This is a genomic window from Mycobacterium sp. 1423905.2 (assembly GCF_001673155.1).
Lineage (GTDB): Bacteria > Actinomycetota > Actinomycetes > Mycobacteriales > Mycobacteriaceae > Mycobacterium.
Genome location: NZ_LZLE01000306.1, coordinates 22,750 through 40,409, shown reverse-complemented (window position 1 = coordinate 40,409; position 17,660 = coordinate 22,750). Strand labels below are relative to the sequence as shown.

Sequence of the window (17,660 nt, the reverse complement as noted above, 5' to 3'; positions counted from 1 at the left end):
GATCACAGTTCGAGTTCCACGTCACCTTCGGCGGTGTGGATACAGATTCTTACGTCTTGTCCGACCGGCTCAATGACGTCACCGGAGCGCAAATCGCGCAGCTTGCCGGACTTCAATGTCCCGACGCAGGTATGGCAGATCCCGATCCGGCAGCCGTAGGCGAGCTTGAGACCGGCCTCCTCGCCGGCCTCGAGTATCGGTGTGCTGCCGTCACATTCGACGGTCGTCTCGCTCTCCAGGAACTTGACTTCGCCGCCTTCGCCGGCTTCCCCGTCGCCGCCGATCTTGGGCTGGAACCGCTCGTAGTGCAGGCAATCCGGGTTGGCGTTGGCCTCCCAGTGTTCGATCAACCCGTCGAGCAGTTCGCTGGGACCGGAACAGAACGCTTCACGCTCCCGCCAGTCGGAACAGATTTCGTCGAGATCCTTGGGCGACATGCGGCCGCGCTCGGAGGTGAGCCGCAGGTCCAGCCGCAGCCCGTCATGGCGGCGATCGAGGTCTTCCAGTACGTCGAGGAACATGACTTGTTCGCGCGTGCGCGCGGAGTGAATGACGACCACGTCGCCGAGCTCGTCGCGCCGGTCGAGGCTGCGCAGCATGCTCATGATCGGTGTTATGCCGCTACCCGCGCTGATGAACAGCATCTTGCGCGGCAGCGGGTCGGGCAGGGTGAAGACCCCTTCGATTTCGCCGAGCCGAACCACTTCACCGGGTTGGATCTGCTCCACGAGGTAGGGCGACACGGCGCCGCCGTCCACCCTCTTGGGCGTGACGCTGATCAATCCGTCTTGGGGTTCAGGATCCGATGTCAGCGAGTAGGCACGCCAGTGGTAACGCCCGTCGATGATTACGCCCAGTCGCACATATTGACCGGGTTTATGGCTGGGCCATTCGTATCCCGGGCGGATCAGCACGCTGGCCGCTTCCGAACCCTGCGGTTCGATTCGCTCGACCTTCCCGCGAAGTTCCTTGGTGGTCCAGAGCGGGTTGATCATCTCGAGGTAGTCGTCGGGCTTCAGGGGGCTGAAGAGTTGGCGCACTGCGCGGAGGAACAGTCGCCGCCCGCGAGGGACTTGGGGAGTTGCTCCACGCTCGGCCATGGTATGCATGGTACACAGTCGTACACCGGGCACAAGTTGACCCGCGCAAAACTGGCTTGTAGGACCAACTTTCGTGGGGCGTCACCAGGACGTATTTGAATACTACAAGTGTTCACTGACACGCTTAACAAGCGCCACCTCTGCGCACTTGCTCGAGGGCCCTCGCGTGCGCGGCCTCACCCTGACTACCCAGCAGTGCACTAGATCACACATAGAGAATTCTTCCGTTTGCCGGTGCGGGGCGGGGGTACTCGGAGAGCTCGGGAATTAGGAGTGGTCAATGGTTACAGCGCAGTATCCGCCCCTCGCGTGGCGCAGCAGCGGTCCGATCCGGCGTCGAGTCCATCGTCGTCACAGCCCGCAATCGCTCGCGGTGTCCATGGCCAGTCGGTTACTGGTGAAGAACTTTGTGCGCGCCTGGGCGCTGCAGCCCAACCTGCACTGGCCTTTCGAGTACGTAGACACCATGGCCGGATTATTTCCGCACCGGTGGCCGGACGCCGAAATCGAGCCGGTGAAACTGCAGAACTGCACCGCCGAATGGGTGCGTGCGCCGGGTGTGTCGTCAAACCGAGCGATCCTGTACTTCCATGGTGGCGCGTTTCTCACCTGCGGACTCAATACTCACCGTTCGCTCGTCATGCGGCTGTCAAAGGCGGCGAACGCCCCGATACTCACTGTGGGCTATCGCAAGCTACCGGCATTCCAGGTCACCGATGCTATTGACGACGGGCTGACCGGCCTGCGCTGGTTACACGAGCGCGGCTACGGCGGTGACCAGATTGTCGTCGCGGGTGACTCGGCCGGCGGTTACCTCGCATTCATGACCACCCTTTCTGCCATCAAGAGCCGGCTGGCGACACCAGCCGGGGTCGCGGCGATTTCGCCGTTTACCGACCCCGACCCAGCACGGAAGCTCAAGCACCGCAACGCGCGTCGCTGTTCGATGTTCACCCGTGCAGCGTTCTCCATGTTCTCCCGATACCTCGGCGAGGCGCCCATGCGAGACAAGCGCGGAATCACCCCGGACAAGGTCGTCTCGCCCGTCGACGCCGACCTGTCCATGATGCCGCCGGTCACCATCCATGTCAGTTGCGACGAGCTATTGCTCCCCGACGCTGAGCTCATGGCGTATCGGTTGGGTGTCAACGGGATTCGTTGTGACTTGCACTTGTGGGAAGGCCAGATACACGACTTCCCGATCGCGGCCGACGTCCTACCGGAGGGCAGGAGAGCGCTGCACTACATCGGCGAGTTCATCCAGGATGTGACCGCCGGACACGGCGAGCAGCTCACTGCGGCCGCGGGATAACGCCTGCGCGACTCGACGGTTGGCTGACCAACGCCTACTGCTATTCGTCGTCCGCCCCGGGTTGTGCCGGCTCTTCGAGTTCCGGATCGATGAGGACGCTCTCTTCTTGCTCTTGCCAGTCGGCAGGATTGGCCTCCAACGGCACTTCGCCCTGTAGCGGCGGCTCGGCATAGTCGTCGTCGGCCGAAGACGACAAGAACTCCGCGGTGGGCCGCTCTTGCTCGGCGGCGTCGGCGATGGGCACGTCGTCGGGGAAAATTCCGTCGCTCTCGTGCATAGACGGCCGGTTACCCGATGCCTCCTGATCGAAAACGGGCCGCGCCAGTCCCGGACCGAGTCCACGCTGGCGGCGCTTCGATGCCGCCAGTGCCGGTCAAGGACGGTTCGATTCTGCCCCTACTCGGTAGGGATGCCACCGGGAGGCCTGCGCCTTCGAGTAATACTTCTTGCCGGTATGCGGTGCACTTCGGGCTGGTGCCGATACAGTTGTTCTCGATGACCCAAACAGCCGCCCCTCCTGCGTTGACTGTGCGGTATGACGGAGCCGAGCGCACCTTCGCAGCAGGTCACGACGTAGTCATTGGACGCGATCTGCGGGCCGACGTCCGTGTCGCCCACCCGCTGATCTCCCGCGTTCACCTGTTATTGCGCTATGACCAGGGTCGATGGGTCGCCATCGACAATGGCAGCCTGAACGGCCTGTACGTCAACAACCGTCGCGTGCCGGTTGTCGATATTCAGGACGGACAGCGGATCAACATCGGGAATCCGGACGGCCCTGCCTTGGAGTTCGGAGTGGGTCGTCACCAGGGTTCGGTGGGCCGCCCGCCGCCAACCACAGCGATGAAGCTGCCGCCGTTGCCGAGCGGGGCGTACCCGACCCAAGGGCCGCCGCAAACCGGCGCCCAGCACTACGGTCAGCCGGCACAGCACCCGTCCACCGCTCGGATTCCGGCACCCCCCACCGGGGCGCAGCAGGCACATCCCTCGGGTCCACAGCCACGATTCCCGTCCGGCCCGCAACCGGTCCGGCCGCAAAGCGGAGCGCCGTCGACCCCCCACATCTACCGGTCGTCGTCAAACCTGCCGCCGGGTCCGGCAGTGTCTCCGGCCCCGCCGGTGGCCCCTCGTGGCAACACTGCGGCGGGAAACGTCGCCACGTCGATGATGAAGATCCTGCGGCCGGGCAAGGCGGGCGACCTGCCGCCGGGCGCAATCAAGATCGGCCGCGCCGACGACAACGACATCGTCATCCCCGAAGTTCTGGCCTCGCGCCACCACGCCACCCTGGTCCCGACCGCCACCGGCACCGAGATCCGGGACAACCGCAGCATCAACGGAACCTTCGTCAACGGGACCCGGGTCGAGTCGGCGGTGCTTCACGACGGCGACGTCGTCACCATCGGCAACATCGACCTCGTCTTCGCCAACGGAGCGTTGTCGCGTCGCGAAGAGAGTCTGCTAGAGACGCGCACCGGCGGCCTCGATGTGCGGGGCGTGACGTGGACCATCGAGGGCAACAAGACGCTGCTGGACAACATCTCGCTCACCGCCCGTCCCGGCATGCTCACCGCGGTGATTGGTCCGTCCGGGGCCGGTAAGTCGACCTTTGCCCGATTGGTCGCTGGATACACGCACCCGACCAACGGCACGGTCATGTTCGAGGGCCACAATGTCCACTCCGAATACGCCTCGCTGCGCAGCAGGATCGGCATGGTGCCGCAGGACGACGTGGTGCACGGTCAATTGACCGTCAAGCAGGCCCTCATGTACGCCGCCGAGCTGCGGTTGCCTCCAGACACCACGAAGGAAGACCGCGAACAGGTGGTCGCGCGGGTGCTCGAAGAGCTGGAGATGACCAAGCACCTCGAGACTCGAGTCGACAAGCTGTCCGGCGGTCAGCGCAAGCGCGCGTCGGTCGCGTTGGAGTTGCTGACCGGGCCGTCGCTGCTGATCCTGGACGAACCGACCTCCGGCTTGGACCCGGCGTTGGACCGGCAGGTCATGACCATGCTGCGCCAGCTGGCCGACGCCGGACGTGTGGTGCTGGTCGTCACCCACTCATTGACGTACCTGGATGTCTGCGACCAGGTGCTCCTGCTCGCTCCCGGCGGCAAGACCGCGTTCTGCGGCCCGCCCAGGGAAATCGGTCCGGCCATGGGAACGACGAACTGGGCCGACATCTTCAGTTCGGTCGCCGAGGATCCGGACGGAGCCAAAGCGCGCTATCTGGCGCGCACCGGTCCGCCGCCACCTGTGCCACCGATGGAGCAGCCCGCCGAATTGGGTGACCCGTCACATACCAGCTTGCTGCGCCAGTTCTCCACGATCGGCAGGCGCCAGCTGCGACTGATCATCTCCGACCGCGGCTACTTCATCTTCCTTGCGTTATTGCCGTTCATCATGGGTTCGTTGTCCATGTCGGTCCCCGGTGACGTCGGGTTCGGCACCCCAAATCCGATGGGCAGCGCGCCCAACGAACCGGGGCAGATACTGGTGTTGCTCAACGTCGGGGCGGTATTCATGGGAACCGCACTGACCATCCGCGACCTGATCGGGGAGCGACCCATCTTCCGCCGAGAACAGGCGGTCGGTCTGTCGACCACCGCATACCTGCTCGCCAAGATCTGCGTCTACACCGTGTTCGCGGTCGTCCAATCGGCCATCGTGACCGTGATCGTGCTCGTCGGTAAGGGCGGACCCACGCAAGGTGCCGTGGCGTTGGGCAAGCCGGGCCTGGAGTTGTTCGCCGATGTGGCTGCGACCTGCGTCGCCTCGGCCATGCTCGGGTTGGCGCTGTCCGCCATCGCCAAGTCGAACGAGCAGATCATGCCGTTGCTGGTGGTAGCGGTGATGTCCCAGCTGGTGTTCTCCGGCGGCATGATTCCGGTGACCGCGCGCATCGGGCTGGACCAGATGTCATGGGTGACCCCGGCCCGCTGGGGTTTCGCCGCGTCGGCCTCCACTGTGGACCTGATCAAACTGGTGCCAGGTCCGTTGACCCCCAAAGACTCGCACTGGCATCACACGGCGGGGGCATGGTGGTTCGACATGGCAATGCTGGCCCTGATCAGCGTCGGGTATGCCGGCTTCGTGCGTTGGAAGATCCGCCTCAAGGGTGGCTGACCGGCCACGGCGCCCGCATGAGCGGTGCCGTCGGAGGCTTGGGCCGGAAAAACAGCGCTCCGGCGACTGCGCGGTTGCGAAGCGCCGCCGCGCGCCAGGTGTTCACGGGATGTGATGCCAGCATGTTGGCCAGCCACACGAAGAAACCGGTCTCCGACCCGGCCCGGTCCGCCATGCCGTCGAAATCGACGAAGCGAAGCAGGTACTTGCCGGCGCTGAGCACTCCAATCGCCCGGCGGGCACCTTCGGGGCGAAACGCGTACCCGTAATTGTCGGCGGTGTATTCCATCGACCGGGACAACGACTGTCCGAGGAAGGGGATCTTCATCGCCAGCTGGCTGAGCTGTCGCCAATAGGACGCGTGGCCGGCCGCGATGTGTCCGACTTCGTGACCGATGACAAAGGCCAGCGCTTCTGGATCGCGGGCTTGGCCGCCGACCTCGAAAAGGTCGCTGTAGACGACGACGTAGCGACGGTAGCCATGGCCGCTGGCGAAGGCGTTGATGCGCCCGTTGCCAAGCACCACATAGGCGTCCGGCACTTCACTGAGACCGAAGCGCCTGGCTGCCTCGACGACCAGCCAGTAGCCCTCCGGGAACTGGGTGGGCGACATCTTGACGCCGTTGGCGCGTTGTTGTCCGTAGTTCAGGCCGCGGGCCAGGAACAGCACGGCCGGGGTGGCCAACACCGACAGCCACAGCACACTGACTTTGCCCGACAACACGACGACGGCGGCGATCAGGTAGAGCACGACGCTGGAGAAGATGACCAGCACGAGAAGTGCGATCTCCCAGGGGTGACGTCGGGGCTGCTCCACGTAGGGCGCGGCGGGGAAGTGCGGGTAAGGGTGAGCCGGCGAATCCAGGATGGCCATAGCTGCTCTCGGGCTCCTTCGCGTGTAGTCCGGGCTCTCCGGACGATTCAGGGTGGAAGACGACTCTTGGAAGATTCTCAAAGAATCCTTGGAGCGGCGTGAGGCTTCGGTGCCGCGCCCGCCGGAACGCAGTCTGGTCAGCGCCGACCCTGCTTATCATCGTTGGTTATGACCGCCGGTGCGTTGGACTTCGCCCAGTCGCCGGCATTCACCGCCGAGGACGCGGCCCACTACCGCGCGGTGGGTTGGTGGTCGGATGTGACGCTCTCCGATGCGGTTCGCCGCAACGCACACCGGTCACCTGACCGCGTCGCCTATGTCGATCATCCCGACCAGCGATCACTGAGCTGGCGTGAATTTGATTGCGCGGTAGATGATCTGGCGGCGCAATTGGCCGGCATGGGTGTCGTCCGAGGAAACAAGGTGGGGGTGTGGCACGGTGACTCGGTTGCCGTCCACGTGCTGTTCGTCGCCGTAGAGCGGTGCGGGGCGGTGGTGGTCGGGATCGGTGCCCGCGCCGGCGCCCGAGAGGGCGCCCATCTGTTGCGCATCACCCAGCCCACGATGGTAATCAGCGACCCAGCACGCGGCGAAGCCGCGGCGCAGGCCGCCGCGGGCGTGTGCGCCGCCCTGGTGTTGACTCACGACAAGGATGGCTTGTGCTTGACCGGACAGCTGCCGCCCCACGCCGGCCAGGTGAAATCTCGACTGGGTCCCGACGACGTGTGGCTGATCAACTCCACCTCCGGCACCACAGGACTGCCCAAATGCGTGGTCCACACCCAGAACCGATGGCATTACTTTCACCAGAAGGCCGTCGCCAACGGCCTGCTCACCCCCGACGACATCTTCTTGCCCGTGATACCGATGCCGTTCGGTTTCGGTATCTGGACCAGCCACACCACACCGATTCATCTGGGCGCCAGCACCGTTCTGCTCGACCGGTTCTCCTCCGAAGTCACCTGGCACGCGATAGCCCACCACCGGGCGACCGTGTTGTGTTGTGTCAGTACGCAATTGACCATGCTAATGGCCGACCCGAAGCGCCGCGAATACGACGTCAGTTCGTTGCGGGTCGTGTTCACCGGCGGTGAGGCTTTGCCGTATCGACCGGCAGCGGAGTTCGAGCGACTCACCGGTGCCCAGATTCTGCAGTTCTACGGGTCCAATGAAACCGGCCTGCTGAGTTGCACCACGGTGCACGACTCGCAGCAGCGCCGGTTACGCACCAGCGGACGAATCGTGCCAGAAATGTCGGTGCGACTGTTCAGGGGAGAGCGCGACGTGACCGAGACGGGCCGGGGACAGCCGGCGTGCCGGGGACCGGCGACCAGTCTGGGTTATCTCGGCGGCACCGATCACGACCAGCTTTTCACCCGAGAAGGGTGGATGCGCATGGGCGACAGCTGCCAAATCGACGCCGACGGCTTCTTGACCGTGACCGGCCGCACCTCCGACTTCATTGTGCGCGGCGGCAAGAACATCAGCGCAAGCCAAGTCGAAGACGCCGTCATGACCCATCCCGCCATCGCGGTAGCGGCGGCGGTGGCCATGCCCGACCCGGTCTTCGGCGAAAAGGTCTGTCTTTACGCCGAACTCGCCGACTCGAGGTCTATCTCGTTAGCCGAACTCGTCGAGCACATGCTGGCTCTGGAGATATCGAAGGAACTGTTGCCCGAGCGGCTCATCGTGGTCGAACAGCTACCTCGATCATCGGGCGGCAAGATCGCCAAAAGTGCGCTGCGTGAGGACATCGTCGGCCGGATAGCCAAGGATGGGGGCTCAGATGAACGCTCCTGAGGCGCGCCGAGGCGGGCTGAAGGTCTGGTCGCCGTCGGTGCTGCCGCCTATCGGCGTGCAGTTGTCGGCCGAACAGTCGCTGGCCGTGGCCTTTCGGCACCTGGCCGCGATCGGCTTCGCGGAGAACATGGCCGGCCACATCACCTGGCAGCTCGACGGGCAGACCGACCTCCTGGTCAACCCGTGGGGCTTGTGGTGGGCCGAAGTCAGCGCATCCGACATCTGCGCCGTGGACGCCGACGCCCGGGTGGTGCGCGGCCGGTGGGACGTCACCCCGGCGATACACATCCACACCGAACTGCACCGGGTGCGCGACGACGCCCGGGTGGTCATCCACAATCACCCCTACTATGTCTGCGTACTTGCCGCAATGGGCCGGCTGCCCGAACTGGTCCACCAGACCGGGTCGTTGTTCCTGGACGACCTGTGCCTGGTCGACAGCTACGGTGGCGAAATCGACAGTGCCACCGGCGCAGCTGATCTCGCGAAGCATATCGGCAAGGCCAACGTGACGATCCTGGCCAACCACGGTGTTATCGCGACCGGTCGTAACCTTGCCGAGGCGGTATACCGGGCGGCATCGATCGAACGGGCATGCAAACTCGCCTACGACATTCTGTTGACGGGCCAAGAACCAGTGCGGATGCAGTGGTCCGACATGGCCGGTATGCAACGGTCGCTGATCGAACGAGCCGCCGACGTGTACTGGGCCGGGGCGGCGCGGATGACCATCAAAGCCGATCCCGATGTACTGCGCTGAGGACGGAGGTGGCCGTCGATGAAGTCGATCGATGAGCTGGCCGCCGACCCTACCTTCACGACCGCCAAGACCGGCGCGGATCGTTCGGTCAGCTTCCTTCCTGATCCGCCTCGCGCCGAGCGGCGCTACACGGTGATTTCGGTCGACGACCACATCGTCGAACCACCCGACACTTTCACCGGACGGCTGCCGCGCAAGTTCGCCGACCGGGCCCCCAAAGTCGTGGACACCGCGGACGGCGGACAGACCTGGGTCTATGACGGCCACGTCTTGCCCAATGTCGGATTCAACGCGGTGGTCGGTCGGCCGGTTGCCGAGTACGGCTTCGAGCCGGTCCGCTTCGACGAAATGCGCAAGGGCGCGTGGGACATCCACGAGCGAGTCAAGGACATGGACATCAACGGTGTCTACGCGTCACTCAACTTCCCGTCGTTCCTGCCGGGCTTCGCCGGCCAGCGTCTACAGCAGGTCACCACCGATCGTGAGCTGGCCCTGGCGTCGGTACGGGCTTGGAACGACTGGCATATGGAGGTATGGGCGGGCACGTACCCGCAGCGCATCATTGCCTGCCAGTTGCCCTGGCTGCTGGACCCAGAGCTGGGCGCCGCGATGATCTATGAGAACGCCGAGCGCGGATTTCCTGCCGTCACCTTCAGCGAGAACCCGGCGATGCTGGGTCTGCCAAGCATTCACTCGGGCCACTGGGACCCAATGATGGCGGCATGCGCTGAGACCGGCACGGTCGTCAACCTCCACATCGGCTCATCGGGGTCGTCCCCGTCCACCACCGACGATGCGCCGCCAGACGTACCCGGAGTGCTGTTTTTCGCCTATGCCATCTCCGCCGCCGTCGACTGGCTCTACAGCGGACTGCCGAGCCGGTTCCCGGATCTGAAGATTTGTCTGTCCGAAGGCGGGATCGGCTGGGTCGCCGGTCTGCTCGACCGGCTGGACCACATGCTCAGTTACCACGAGATGTATGGCACCTGGCGATCTTTGGGCGAAAAGCTCACGCCCGCTGAGGTTTTCCAGCGCAACTTCTGGTTCTGTGCGGTTGAGGACAAATCGTCTTTCATCCAGTACGACAGAATCGGGGCGGACAACATCATGCTGGAAGCTGACTATCCGCATTGCGACTCGACCTGGCCCCGCACCCAGGGCGCGATCCATGAACAGATCGGCGAACTGCCTGAAGACGTCATCCGAAAAATTAGCTGGGAGAACGCAGCCCGCTTGTATCGGCACCCGGTACCGGTCGAAGTGCAGCGGGATCCTAACGCGTTCTGAACACCTCGGGTCAGGTGACCCAGTCAGGCTGGGCAGCGGTGTCGACGGCGGAGAAGTCCTTGTGCCCGAGCCCGGCGACGCAACCTCCGTCGACGACGAATTCGGATCCAGTTGAGTAGCTCGACTCGTCACTGGCCAGGTACACCACCAAGTTGGACACCTCCTGCGGTTCGGCGGCGCGACCCAAGGCGGTCTGGAACAAGTCGTCGGGCACCCATTCGGTCATCGGAGTTTTGATCAACCCGGGATGGATGGAGTTAACTCGAATTCCGCTGGGGCCCAACTCTAATGCGGCGGATTTGGTCAGCCCGCGTACGCCGAATTTGGTCGCTGTGTACCCGTGGCAGGCGATGGTCCCGGCCAGACCTTCGATGGAAGAGATATTGATGATCGATCCGCGGCCGGCGCTCTTCATCGGCTTGACGACCGCCTGGATGCCGAGGAACACCCCGGTCAGATTGACGTCGAGTATTCGCTGCCACTCCGACAACGCGTAGTCCTCGAGGGTTCCGACGTTGATGATGCCGGCATTGTTCACCAGGACGTCGACGCTGCCGAACTCGCTCAGGGCCGTCTCGACGGCGGTGCTCCACTGATCGGGATTGGTGACGTCGAGGTGAACATAGCGCGCCGCGTCACCGACCTCGGCGACCACCGCTTGGCCCTGGTCGTCGAGGAGGTCACCGGAGACCACTTTGGCACCTTCGGCGATCATCGCCCGCACGTGGGCGGCGCCCATCCCGCGTGCGCCGCCGCTGACGATGGCGACCTTGCCGCTCAATCTGTTCGACATACGACTCCTGACTTCGCTGGCAACTGGCGGGTCAACCCTACGTAGCCGGCCCAGAGTATGGCCACAACCAGGGGAGGAGAGGGCACGCAAAAGCGGGTATCTCATGAGGCATCGCGCGTCGAAACGAAGGGGAGCACTGCGCACATCACGACCACGAGGAGACCGATGACCGAGCCAGGCTATTCTGCGGCCGCACGCGCCGCCGTCACCACTGACCGGCCCGAACGCTATGGCAAGCAATTGGTGTCGCATCTTGGCCGTCGCCACGGTGGCGACTGGGATTCCGACAACGGCACCGGGTGGATCGACTTGGACAGCGGTCAGGCGATCGTCACGGCCGCCGAAGGAACCTTGCTGCTACGCGTCACTGCTAGCGGCGACGAGGAACTTACTCGTTTACAAGATGTCGTCGAGGCCCATCTGGTCCGATTCGGTGAACGCGAGCAACTTGCGGTTTCCTGGGAGCGCGACGACAAGACGTGAACATCGAGCCCCCGTTCGGTTGCTTCGCATACTGAGCCGGTCGACTAGCGTTGTCGAGATGGACCTCACTGGCAAAATCGTTCTGCTCACCGGCGCCACCGGCGGCCTCGGTCGAGCCATCGCAGCCGCGCTCGCCGACCACGGCGCGCGGTTGGTTCTGAGTTCACGCAAACCGCGTGACCTTGACGAGCTCGCCGCGTCCCTTCCCGGCGGCGCCCACCGGACCGTCGTCAGCGACCTCGCCGAACCAGATGCCGCGGTGCGATTGCTTGCCGATGCTGGGCCGATCGACGTGCTGGTGGCCAACGCCGCGCTCCCGGCATCGGGGAAGCTGGACAGCTTCAGCGCCGAACAAATCGATCGGGCGCTGCGAGTCAATCTCGAGGTGCCGATTCAGCTGACACGCCAACTCATTCCGTCCTTCACCCAGCGCGGCTCCGGTCATTTCGTGTACGTCTCGTCGCTGTCCGGCAAGATGGCGATGCCCCGCGCCTCGCTGTACTCCGCGACCAAATTCGGCTTACGAGGCTTCGCGCTGTGCTTGCGCGACGACCTGCGACCCGCAGGGGTCGGGGTTTCCGTGGTCAGTCCCGGCGCGATCAGCGGAGCCGGAATGTACGCCGAATCCGGTGCGCCGCCGCCACCGTTGATCGGTACGGGAACGCCGGCGCAAGTGGGTGCGGCGGTCGTCAGCGCCATCGAACGTAACCGGGCGGAGGTGACGGTGGCGCCCTTGCGGCAACGGGCCTTGGCGCGGATCGGCTCCAACGCGCCCGAGGTGTCGTCGCGGCTGAGCGGCAACGTCACCGCCAAGCTCGCCGACGTCGTCGCCTCGGGGCAAACCGACAAACGCTGATGTGATGGCATCCTGGCTTGGTGGGACTGCTGTTTCGCTTGATCGAATTGCTCTTGATGATCGTGCCGCTGATCGGCGTGATCTTCGCAGGCATCAAGGCCATTTCGTCGCTGAACCGCAGATCGGATCGACCTGACGGCGACGCGACACCACGGACGACAGCAAGATCGGAAACCCGCGCGGCCGCAGGGGAGAATCAGGCGGCGCACTGGCGGGCGATCAGACGGGCCATCGACGCGCACGACCAGACGGACTCACGCTGGCTGGCATACGAGATCGACGCCGCGAAGCTGCTGGATTTCCCGGTCATGACCGATATGCGGGAGCCTTCGACCATCCGGTTCCACAAGGCCAAGCTGGGCGCGGACCTCCTCCGGCCGCAGCGCGCTGAGGACCTCCTGGATGACCGTGACGCCGCCCGCGCGTATCTTGCCGCGGTCGAGGAATACGTCACCGCGTTCGCCGCGGCGGAGGCAGAAGCGATGCGCAAGCGCCGAAGCGACTTCTCACGGTCTGAACAGCAGCGCCTAGCCCGGGCCCAGAACTTGCTGCGAGTGGCCGCGGACGTGGCGGCGACCCCGCAGGAACGACAGCAGGCATATGGCTTGGCGCGCGGCGAACTCGACGGGCTGATCGTGCTGCCGGAGAACACTCGCGCGGCTCTCGAGCGGGGGATCGCGGGGGAACTCGATGGCTAAGCGTCGCTGCGCAGACGCACCATGCGGGTGGTGCTGCTCTCGTCGAGGTCGACGAGGTCGCCGCGAGAGCGCAAGAAATCACTGAACGACTTGTACCCCAGCGACTTTTCACTGAAGGAGGGGTCCATCCGTTTCATCTGCGCCTTGACGACGGAGTTGTGCAGCCACTCGACGTCGTCCTTCTCCAGACCTATGCGTAGCGCCCGCTCGAGCAGTCCGGTTGCAGCGGTCTGCGGATCCGGCGGTACCGGCTCCTCGTCGGGCTCGCCCGCGCTGGCATGACGGCCACGCCGCTTGCTTTGCGGGGCGACGCCGGTGGTGATCCCGGGCAGTGCGTCATAAGTGAGGAATTCGTCGCACGCCGCGGCCAGTGACTGGCTGCTGGCACCCGCCACGCCGATGCCGACGACGTAACGGCCCAGCCGTTTGCACCGCTGCGCCAGGGCGATGTAGTCAGAGTCTCCGCCGACGATCACCACATGCGTGAGGTCCGGCAGCCGGAACATGTCCTCTACCGCGTCGACGGCCAGCCTGATGTCTGCCCCGTTTTTCCCGTAGGCGGCGGCCGGGAACAGTTGGACCAGATCGACGGCCCGCGCGACGAGTTGGCCATGGTAGGCGGCGTTCACCTCGGCCGACCAGTCGGCGTACGCCCGGGTGAGGACCAGGGTGCCGAAGGAGGACGCGAAGTCCATGATGGCGCCCAGATCCACGTTCGCCGCCTTCAGCCTCTCCTTATCGAACCCCTTAGCCTTATCGCGCTGGAACGAGTTGCGCCCATGCACTTGGTCGTACCGAGAGATGACGATGTTGTCGAAATCGAAATAGACGGCCACCCGGGTTGCGCTGGAGTCAGTCATTGGGTCATCGTGCGCCTTCTTGCCGTCAGGGGTAACGCTGACCCCTCTCGTTTACTGCGCGTCCGACGCCTGACGGTACGCAGTGCCGCGCTCGTCGCGCACCCACAAGGTTTCCCCGTCGCCGACGGTCGTTGCCTCGGAGATCAATTGACGCTTGAGCACTTTGTGGGTTGCCGTGCTGGGCAAGTCGAGGGCGACCCGGACATAACGGGGCCACGCCTTCGGTGACAGGTCGGATTGGGCGTTGAGGAAGACCTCGAATTCGACGGCATCGAAGACCCGGCCATGGTGCAGCACCACCGCTGCCATGACTTGGTCGCCAACTAGTTCGTCGGGGACGGCGTATACCGCAACCCGGTTGATATCTTTGTGCCGCAACAGTATCCGTTCGATCGGTGCGGCTGCGAGATTCTCCCCGTCGACGCGCATCCAGTCAGCGGTTCGGCCGGCAAGATAGATCCACCCGTCGGCGTCCCGGTACGCGAGGTCCCCCGACCAGTACATGCCGTGCCGCATCCGCTCAGCGTTGGCCTGCTGGTCGTTGTAATAGCCGGTGAAGAAACCAGACCCGAGCGTGTTCACCAACTCACCGACGGCCTCGTCGGCATTGACGAGGGCGCCGTGCGCGTCGAATCGTGCGACAGCGCATTCGGTTACGGTGTCACCGTGGTAAATGGCCACCCCGTCAATGCCTTTGCCGATCGAACCGGGGGGAGTACCCGGTTCTCGGATCACGATAACGGCGTTTTCCGTCGAACCGAAGCCATCCTCGACCTGCACCCCGAACCGGCGGGAGAACTCCGCGATGTCTTTGTCGTTGGCTTCGTTACCGAAGGCGACCCGCAACGGGTTGTCCGCGTCGTCGGGACGCTCTGCGGTGCCGAGAATGTAGGCGAGCGGCTTGCCGACATAGTTCATGTAGGTCGCCCCGAAACGGCGGACCTCGTCGAGGAAATTGCTGGCCGAGAATTTCGCCGGCACGATGGCCGCGCCGGACACTACCGCGGGCGCCCATCCCGCGACCACCGCGTTGGAGTGGAACAGCGGCATGGACACATAACAGGTGTCGGATGCGCTCAACCCGAACCGCTCGGTGAGACTGCGGCCGGCAAAAGTCGCCATCAGATGGGAAACCTGCACAGCCTTGGGGTTTCCGCTGGTGCCGGAGGTGAAGATCATCATGAACGGGTCCATCATGTCGACCTCCCGATGCGGCGTCAGCGCACCGGCATCGGCGACGAGGCTGGCCCAGTGGGGAGTCGAGGTATCCAAGACCCGCGTTTCGCCTAAGTCCAGACCGTCCAACAGTCCCCGATGCTCGGCATCGGTCACCACGATCTGACAGTCCGAGCGTCGGATGTCGGCGGCCAGCGCCTCACCTCGCCGGGTGATGTTCAACCCGCACAGCACATATCCACCCAGACCCGCCGCCGCCATCTGGGTCAGCATCTCGGGGCTATTGCCGAGCAGCGCGCCGATGTGCACCGGTCGGCTTGGGTCGGCGGCGGCGAGCAATGCCGCCGCCCGGGCCGCTGACCGCTCCAGGTAATCCCGCCACGACCATTGCAGGGCAACATGTTTGACGGCGGTCGCGGAGTCGGCGAGGCGCGCCCGTAGCAGCGCTTGAATCGTGTCGGTCATGACGGGGTCTCCATCCTCTGGTTCCCGGCGAAGTGCTGGTCGATGTAATTGGTCAAGATGTCGATGAGGACCCGGCGTTCCTTTGCGGTGTCCACCGGTCTCGGCATGATCAGCTGAGTCGTCACCATCCCGCGCAGAGTAGTGAGAAGGTGCTCGCCGATGGCCGCACTCTGCGTCGGGTCCAGGTCGCGATCGATCGTCCGGCCGACCGTTGCAAAAGTCTTTGCCAGTTGCCTGAGGTGACCGGTGGCCGCGGCACCGCGTGTGGCGCGGGTCCCGATCAAGATCTCGTTGGCCGCTCGCGCCGTCGGAGTCGACATCGCCCGCCACGCCGCGGTCACCACCGCTTCGACGCGATCGCGCGTGGTCACATCGGGGGTGGGCGACGGCAACGACTGCAAAGCATCCAGCAATTCGCCGAACCCCCGATCGACGACCGCCATCAACAATCCGTCCCGGTCTCCGAAGTGATACTGGATCACTCCCCAGGTGACCCCCGCTTCGTCGGCGATATGTCGGCCACTGGCCGCGGCGACGCCTTCGGTCACCACGATGCGCGCGGTGACGTCGATCGCCAAGGCGCGCGTGCGTTCGGCCCGCGGCTGATTGCCATGCGCGGGTCGGGTAGGAGCGACTCGTCGCGACACGACCACAACATCACCACACCTGTCACGGCGCGTGGCCGGGAGCCTGGCCGACGCGGTTTGACCGCAAAACATTGCAGTTGTTAGGTTATAGCCAACGCCGTTCGGCCGGGCGCACGGGGAAGCAGGCAAGCGAAATGTCATACGACGCACTGACCCAACCGGAGTTGGCCCGGCTGGTACCCGAACTGTTGTTGAGCGGACACCTGATCGACCGCAGTGGAATGGCCCACATACTGGGAGCTTTCGGGCAGCAAGTCATGACGCAGGTCGCCATCGAAGAGTGGATGGGCGCCAGCCCGGTCTATACCCGGCGCATGCGTACCGCACTGGGTCTCACCGGAGACACTGTGGCGGACATCTTCAAGATGATGCAGCTCGATGTCGGTGCTCCGCCCCAGTTCATGGACTTCCGCTACGCGGTGGTCGATGACCACCACGGTGAGTTCCACCTCGACCACTGCGGGGCCCTGCTCGACGTGGAACCCCTTGGCGACGTGGCAGTCAAGGAGATGTGCCATGACATCGAAGATCCCACCTTCGAAGCGACCGCCATCGCCACGAACCCCAAGGCGCGATTCACGCCCATCCATCGACCGCCTCGAGTACCTGCCGACCGCCACCCACACTGCGCATGGTCGGTGCACATTGCCCCCGAACACGAGGCGCTGCCGCTGCCGGAACAGGCGTCCGTCATCGGCGCGACGGAGGCCGCGCACTTGGTGCTGTCCGACATCGATCCAGCCGAGGAGGGCATCACCGACTACCGCGGTCCGCTTACCGACGACATCCAATTCCGTCAGTGGTCACGCTCGGCTCTCATCCGCATCGCCGAAGAGGTAGCGCTGCAGCACCACCTGCTATCCCTGTCGTTCGATCTGGCCGTGCGGGGACGCTGTGACGGCGATCGTGCCACGGACATACTCCGCAAACAATTCACCGGCGTGGCCGGTGTCGCAGCCACGCGGCTCGGTCAGTGCCTAGACGCCGGCTCCGACGCCACCGGCTTGGTGCGGGTGCTGCGCCTGCATCCCGCCCTCAATCCGCTGCAGTACACGGGCATTGAGGTAACACAACGCGATGCCGATGTGGTCGTTATCCGCCTGCCCGGCGACTCGCCGGCGATGCGCGATCGCGGCTGGCTATCGACGATCGACAGCGAGCATTGCGAACCGTTGGAGGCGATTGCCGTCGGCGTCGACCCGCATTGGAATCAACTGACCGCCACTCATCAAACGGGCGACCTCGTGGTCGAGATCGGCTGGTCCGCGGACGCGGCCAAGCCGCGCGACGAGGTGGTGATCACCGAATTCTCCAAAGGTGCGGCGTTCGAGATCACCGACCGCGGCATTCCGTTGCCCCTGACGCCAATTTGAGCCGCGGCCGATACCGGCGCGAATGACGTTGTAAACACGCGTAGTTGGCT

The 17,660-nt window shown here is 64.6% G+C and carries 16 protein-coding genes; 9 read left to right on the top strand and 7 right to left on the bottom strand.

Annotation, left to right across the window (positions count from 1 at the left end):
• Nucleotides 1-2: 2 nt before the first annotated feature.
• Nucleotides 3-1,100: a ferredoxin reductase gene (locus A9W95_RS20365; protein WP_067416953.1), complete on the bottom strand. Its 1,098-nt coding sequence runs from the start codon at nt 1,098-1,100 to the stop codon at nt 3-5.
• A 280-nt stretch (nt 1,101-1,380) separates the two neighbouring features.
• Between A9W95_RS20365 and A9W95_RS20360 the strand changes: the two genes are divergently transcribed.
• Nucleotides 1,381-2,412: an alpha/beta hydrolase gene (locus tag A9W95_RS20360; RefSeq protein WP_067416893.1), complete on the top strand. Its 1,032-nt coding sequence runs from the start codon at nt 1,381-1,383 to the stop codon at nt 2,410-2,412.
• A 40-nt stretch (nt 2,413-2,452) separates the two neighbouring features.
• Here A9W95_RS20360 and A9W95_RS20355 read toward each other — a convergent pair whose 3' ends face one another.
• On the bottom strand, nt 2,453-2,689 hold the full coding sequence (locus A9W95_RS20355) for a hypothetical protein (protein WP_067416890.1): 237 nt from the start codon (nt 2,687-2,689) through the stop codon (nt 2,453-2,455).
• Between the two features lie 218 nt (nt 2,690-2,907).
• Between A9W95_RS20355 and A9W95_RS20350 the strand changes: the two genes are divergently transcribed.
• Complete coding sequence (locus A9W95_RS20350) at nt 2,908-5,538, top strand: FHA domain-containing protein (RefSeq protein ID WP_067416950.1); 2,631 nt, start codon at nt 2,908-2,910, stop codon at nt 5,536-5,538.
• Here the strand turns inward: A9W95_RS20350 and A9W95_RS20345 are convergent.
• On the bottom strand, nt 5,525-6,412 hold the full coding sequence (locus A9W95_RS20345) for a M48 family metallopeptidase (protein WP_067416887.1): 888 nt from the start codon (nt 6,410-6,412) through the stop codon (nt 5,525-5,527). The two genes, A9W95_RS20350 and A9W95_RS20345, sit on opposite strands and share 14 nt — an antisense overlap.
• 168 nt (nt 6,413-6,580) lie before the next feature.
• On the opposite strand from A9W95_RS20345, the gene A9W95_RS20340 reads away from it, so the two are divergent.
• The 3 genes from A9W95_RS20340 to A9W95_RS20330 are packed head-to-tail and all read left to right on the top strand — an operon-like array spanning nt 6,581 to nt 10,259.
• Nucleotides 6,581-8,212, top strand: a complete 1,632-nt coding sequence (locus tag A9W95_RS20340; RefSeq protein ID WP_067416885.1) for a class I adenylate-forming enzyme family protein — start codon at nt 6,581-6,583, stop codon at nt 8,210-8,212.
• The gene (locus A9W95_RS20335; protein ID WP_067416882.1) at nt 8,199-8,972 is read left to right on the top strand and encodes a class II aldolase/adducin family protein; all 774 of its coding nucleotides are present in this window, start codon (nt 8,199-8,201) and stop codon (nt 8,970-8,972) included. The genes A9W95_RS20340 and A9W95_RS20335 overlap by 14 nt, the downstream gene beginning before the upstream one ends.
• A gap of 18 nt (nt 8,973-8,990) precedes the next feature.
• Complete coding sequence (locus A9W95_RS20330; protein ID WP_067416880.1) at nt 8,991-10,259, top strand: amidohydrolase family protein; 1,269 nt, start codon at nt 8,991-8,993, stop codon at nt 10,257-10,259.
• Between the two features lie 10 nt (nt 10,260-10,269).
• Here the strand turns inward: A9W95_RS20330 and A9W95_RS20325 are convergent, their stop codons facing one another.
• Nucleotides 10,270-11,052 carry an SDR family oxidoreductase gene (locus A9W95_RS20325; protein WP_067416877.1) on the bottom strand — a complete coding sequence of 261 codons (783 nt, stop codon included), beginning with the start codon at nt 11,050-11,052 and terminating at the stop codon, nt 10,270-10,272.
• 165 nt (nt 11,053-11,217) lie between these two features.
• On the opposite strand from A9W95_RS20325, the gene A9W95_RS20320 reads away from it, so the two are divergent.
• Genes A9W95_RS20320 through A9W95_RS20310 form a run of 3 tightly spaced genes read left to right on the top strand, consistent with a single transcriptional unit; the run spans nt 11,218 to nt 13,089 of the window.
• Nucleotides 11,218-11,535: a DUF2218 domain-containing protein gene (locus tag A9W95_RS20320; protein ID WP_067416873.1), complete on the top strand. Its 318-nt coding sequence runs from the start codon at nt 11,218-11,220 to the stop codon at nt 11,533-11,535.
• 58 nt (nt 11,536-11,593) lie between these two features.
• On the top strand, nt 11,594-12,391 hold the full coding sequence (locus A9W95_RS20315) for an SDR family oxidoreductase (protein ID WP_067416870.1): 798 nt from the start codon (nt 11,594-11,596) through the stop codon (nt 12,389-12,391).
• A 20-nt stretch (nt 12,392-12,411) separates the two neighbouring features.
• On the top strand, nt 12,412-13,089 hold the full coding sequence (locus A9W95_RS20310) for a hypothetical protein (RefSeq protein WP_067416867.1): 678 nt from the start codon (nt 12,412-12,414) through the stop codon (nt 13,087-13,089).
• Here the strand turns inward: A9W95_RS20310 and A9W95_RS20305 are convergent.
• From A9W95_RS20305 to A9W95_RS20295, 3 genes are read right to left on the bottom strand one after another with little or no spacing between them, the layout of a single operon-like run.
• Entirely contained in the window at nt 13,086-13,949 is an 864-nt protein-coding gene (locus A9W95_RS20305; protein ID WP_067416863.1) for an NYN domain-containing protein, read from the bottom strand. The two genes, A9W95_RS20310 and A9W95_RS20305, sit on opposite strands and share 4 nt — an antisense overlap.
• Nucleotides 13,950-14,000: 51 nt before the next feature.
• On the bottom strand, nt 14,001-15,590 hold the full coding sequence (gene fadD1, locus A9W95_RS20300) for a fatty-acid--CoA ligase FadD1 (RefSeq protein WP_067416860.1): 1,590 nt from the start codon (nt 15,588-15,590) through the stop codon (nt 14,001-14,003).
• Complete coding sequence (locus A9W95_RS20295) at nt 15,587-16,237, bottom strand: TetR/AcrR family transcriptional regulator (protein WP_067416947.1); 651 nt, start codon at nt 16,235-16,237, stop codon at nt 15,587-15,589. The genes fadD1 and A9W95_RS20295 overlap by 4 nt, the downstream gene beginning before the upstream one ends.
• 134 nt (nt 16,238-16,371) lie before the next feature.
• On the opposite strand from A9W95_RS20295, the gene A9W95_RS20290 reads away from it, so the two are divergent.
• On the top strand, nt 16,372-17,610 hold the full coding sequence (locus A9W95_RS20290; protein WP_067416857.1) for a hypothetical protein: 1,239 nt from the start codon (nt 16,372-16,374) through the stop codon (nt 17,608-17,610).
• The last annotated feature ends 50 nt before the right edge of the window (nt 17,611-17,660 follow it).

Bases quoted from the DNA above. Each gene is read 5' to 3' on its own strand.
- A9W95_RS20350 (WP_067416950.1), top strand. From the start codon at position 2,908: ATGACCCAAACAGCCGCCCCTCCTGCGTTGACTGTGCGGTATGACGGA.
- A9W95_RS20320 (WP_067416873.1), top strand. From the start codon at position 11,218: ATGACCGAGCCAGGCTATTCTGCGGCCGCACGCGCCGCCGTCACCACT.
- A9W95_RS20340 (WP_067416885.1), top strand. From the start codon at position 6,581: ATGACCGCCGGTGCGTTGGACTTCGCCCAGTCGCCGGCATTCACCGCC.
- A9W95_RS20315 (WP_067416870.1), top strand. From the start codon at position 11,594: ATGGACCTCACTGGCAAAATCGTTCTGCTCACCGGCGCCACCGGCGGC.
- A9W95_RS20305 (WP_067416863.1), bottom strand. From the start codon at position 13,949: ATGACTGACTCCAGCGCAACCCGGGTGGCCGTCTATTTCGATTTCGAC.
- fadD1 (WP_067416860.1), bottom strand. From the start codon at position 15,590: ATGACCGACACGATTCAAGCGCTGCTACGGGCGCGCCTCGCCGACTCC.
- A9W95_RS20335 (WP_067416882.1), top strand. From the start codon at position 8,199: ATGAACGCTCCTGAGGCGCGCCGAGGCGGGCTGAAGGTCTGGTCGCCG.
- A9W95_RS20325 (WP_067416877.1), bottom strand. From the start codon at position 11,052: ATGTCGAACAGATTGAGCGGCAAGGTCGCCATCGTCAGCGGCGGCGCA.
- A9W95_RS20360 (WP_067416893.1), top strand. From the start codon at position 1,381: ATGGTTACAGCGCAGTATCCGCCCCTCGCGTGGCGCAGCAGCGGTCCG.
- A9W95_RS20330 (WP_067416880.1), top strand. From the start codon at position 8,991: ATGAAGTCGATCGATGAGCTGGCCGCCGACCCTACCTTCACGACCGCC.
- A9W95_RS20290 (WP_067416857.1), top strand. From the start codon at position 16,372: ATGTCATACGACGCACTGACCCAACCGGAGTTGGCCCGGCTGGTACCC.
- A9W95_RS20365 (WP_067416953.1), bottom strand. From the start codon at position 1,100: ATGGCCGAGCGTGGAGCAACTCCCCAAGTCCCTCGCGGGCGGCGACTG.
- A9W95_RS20345 (WP_067416887.1), bottom strand. From the start codon at position 6,412: ATGGCCATCCTGGATTCGCCGGCTCACCCTTACCCGCACTTCCCCGCC.
- A9W95_RS20355 (WP_067416890.1), bottom strand. From the start codon at position 2,689: ATGCACGAGAGCGACGGAATTTTCCCCGACGACGTGCCCATCGCCGAC.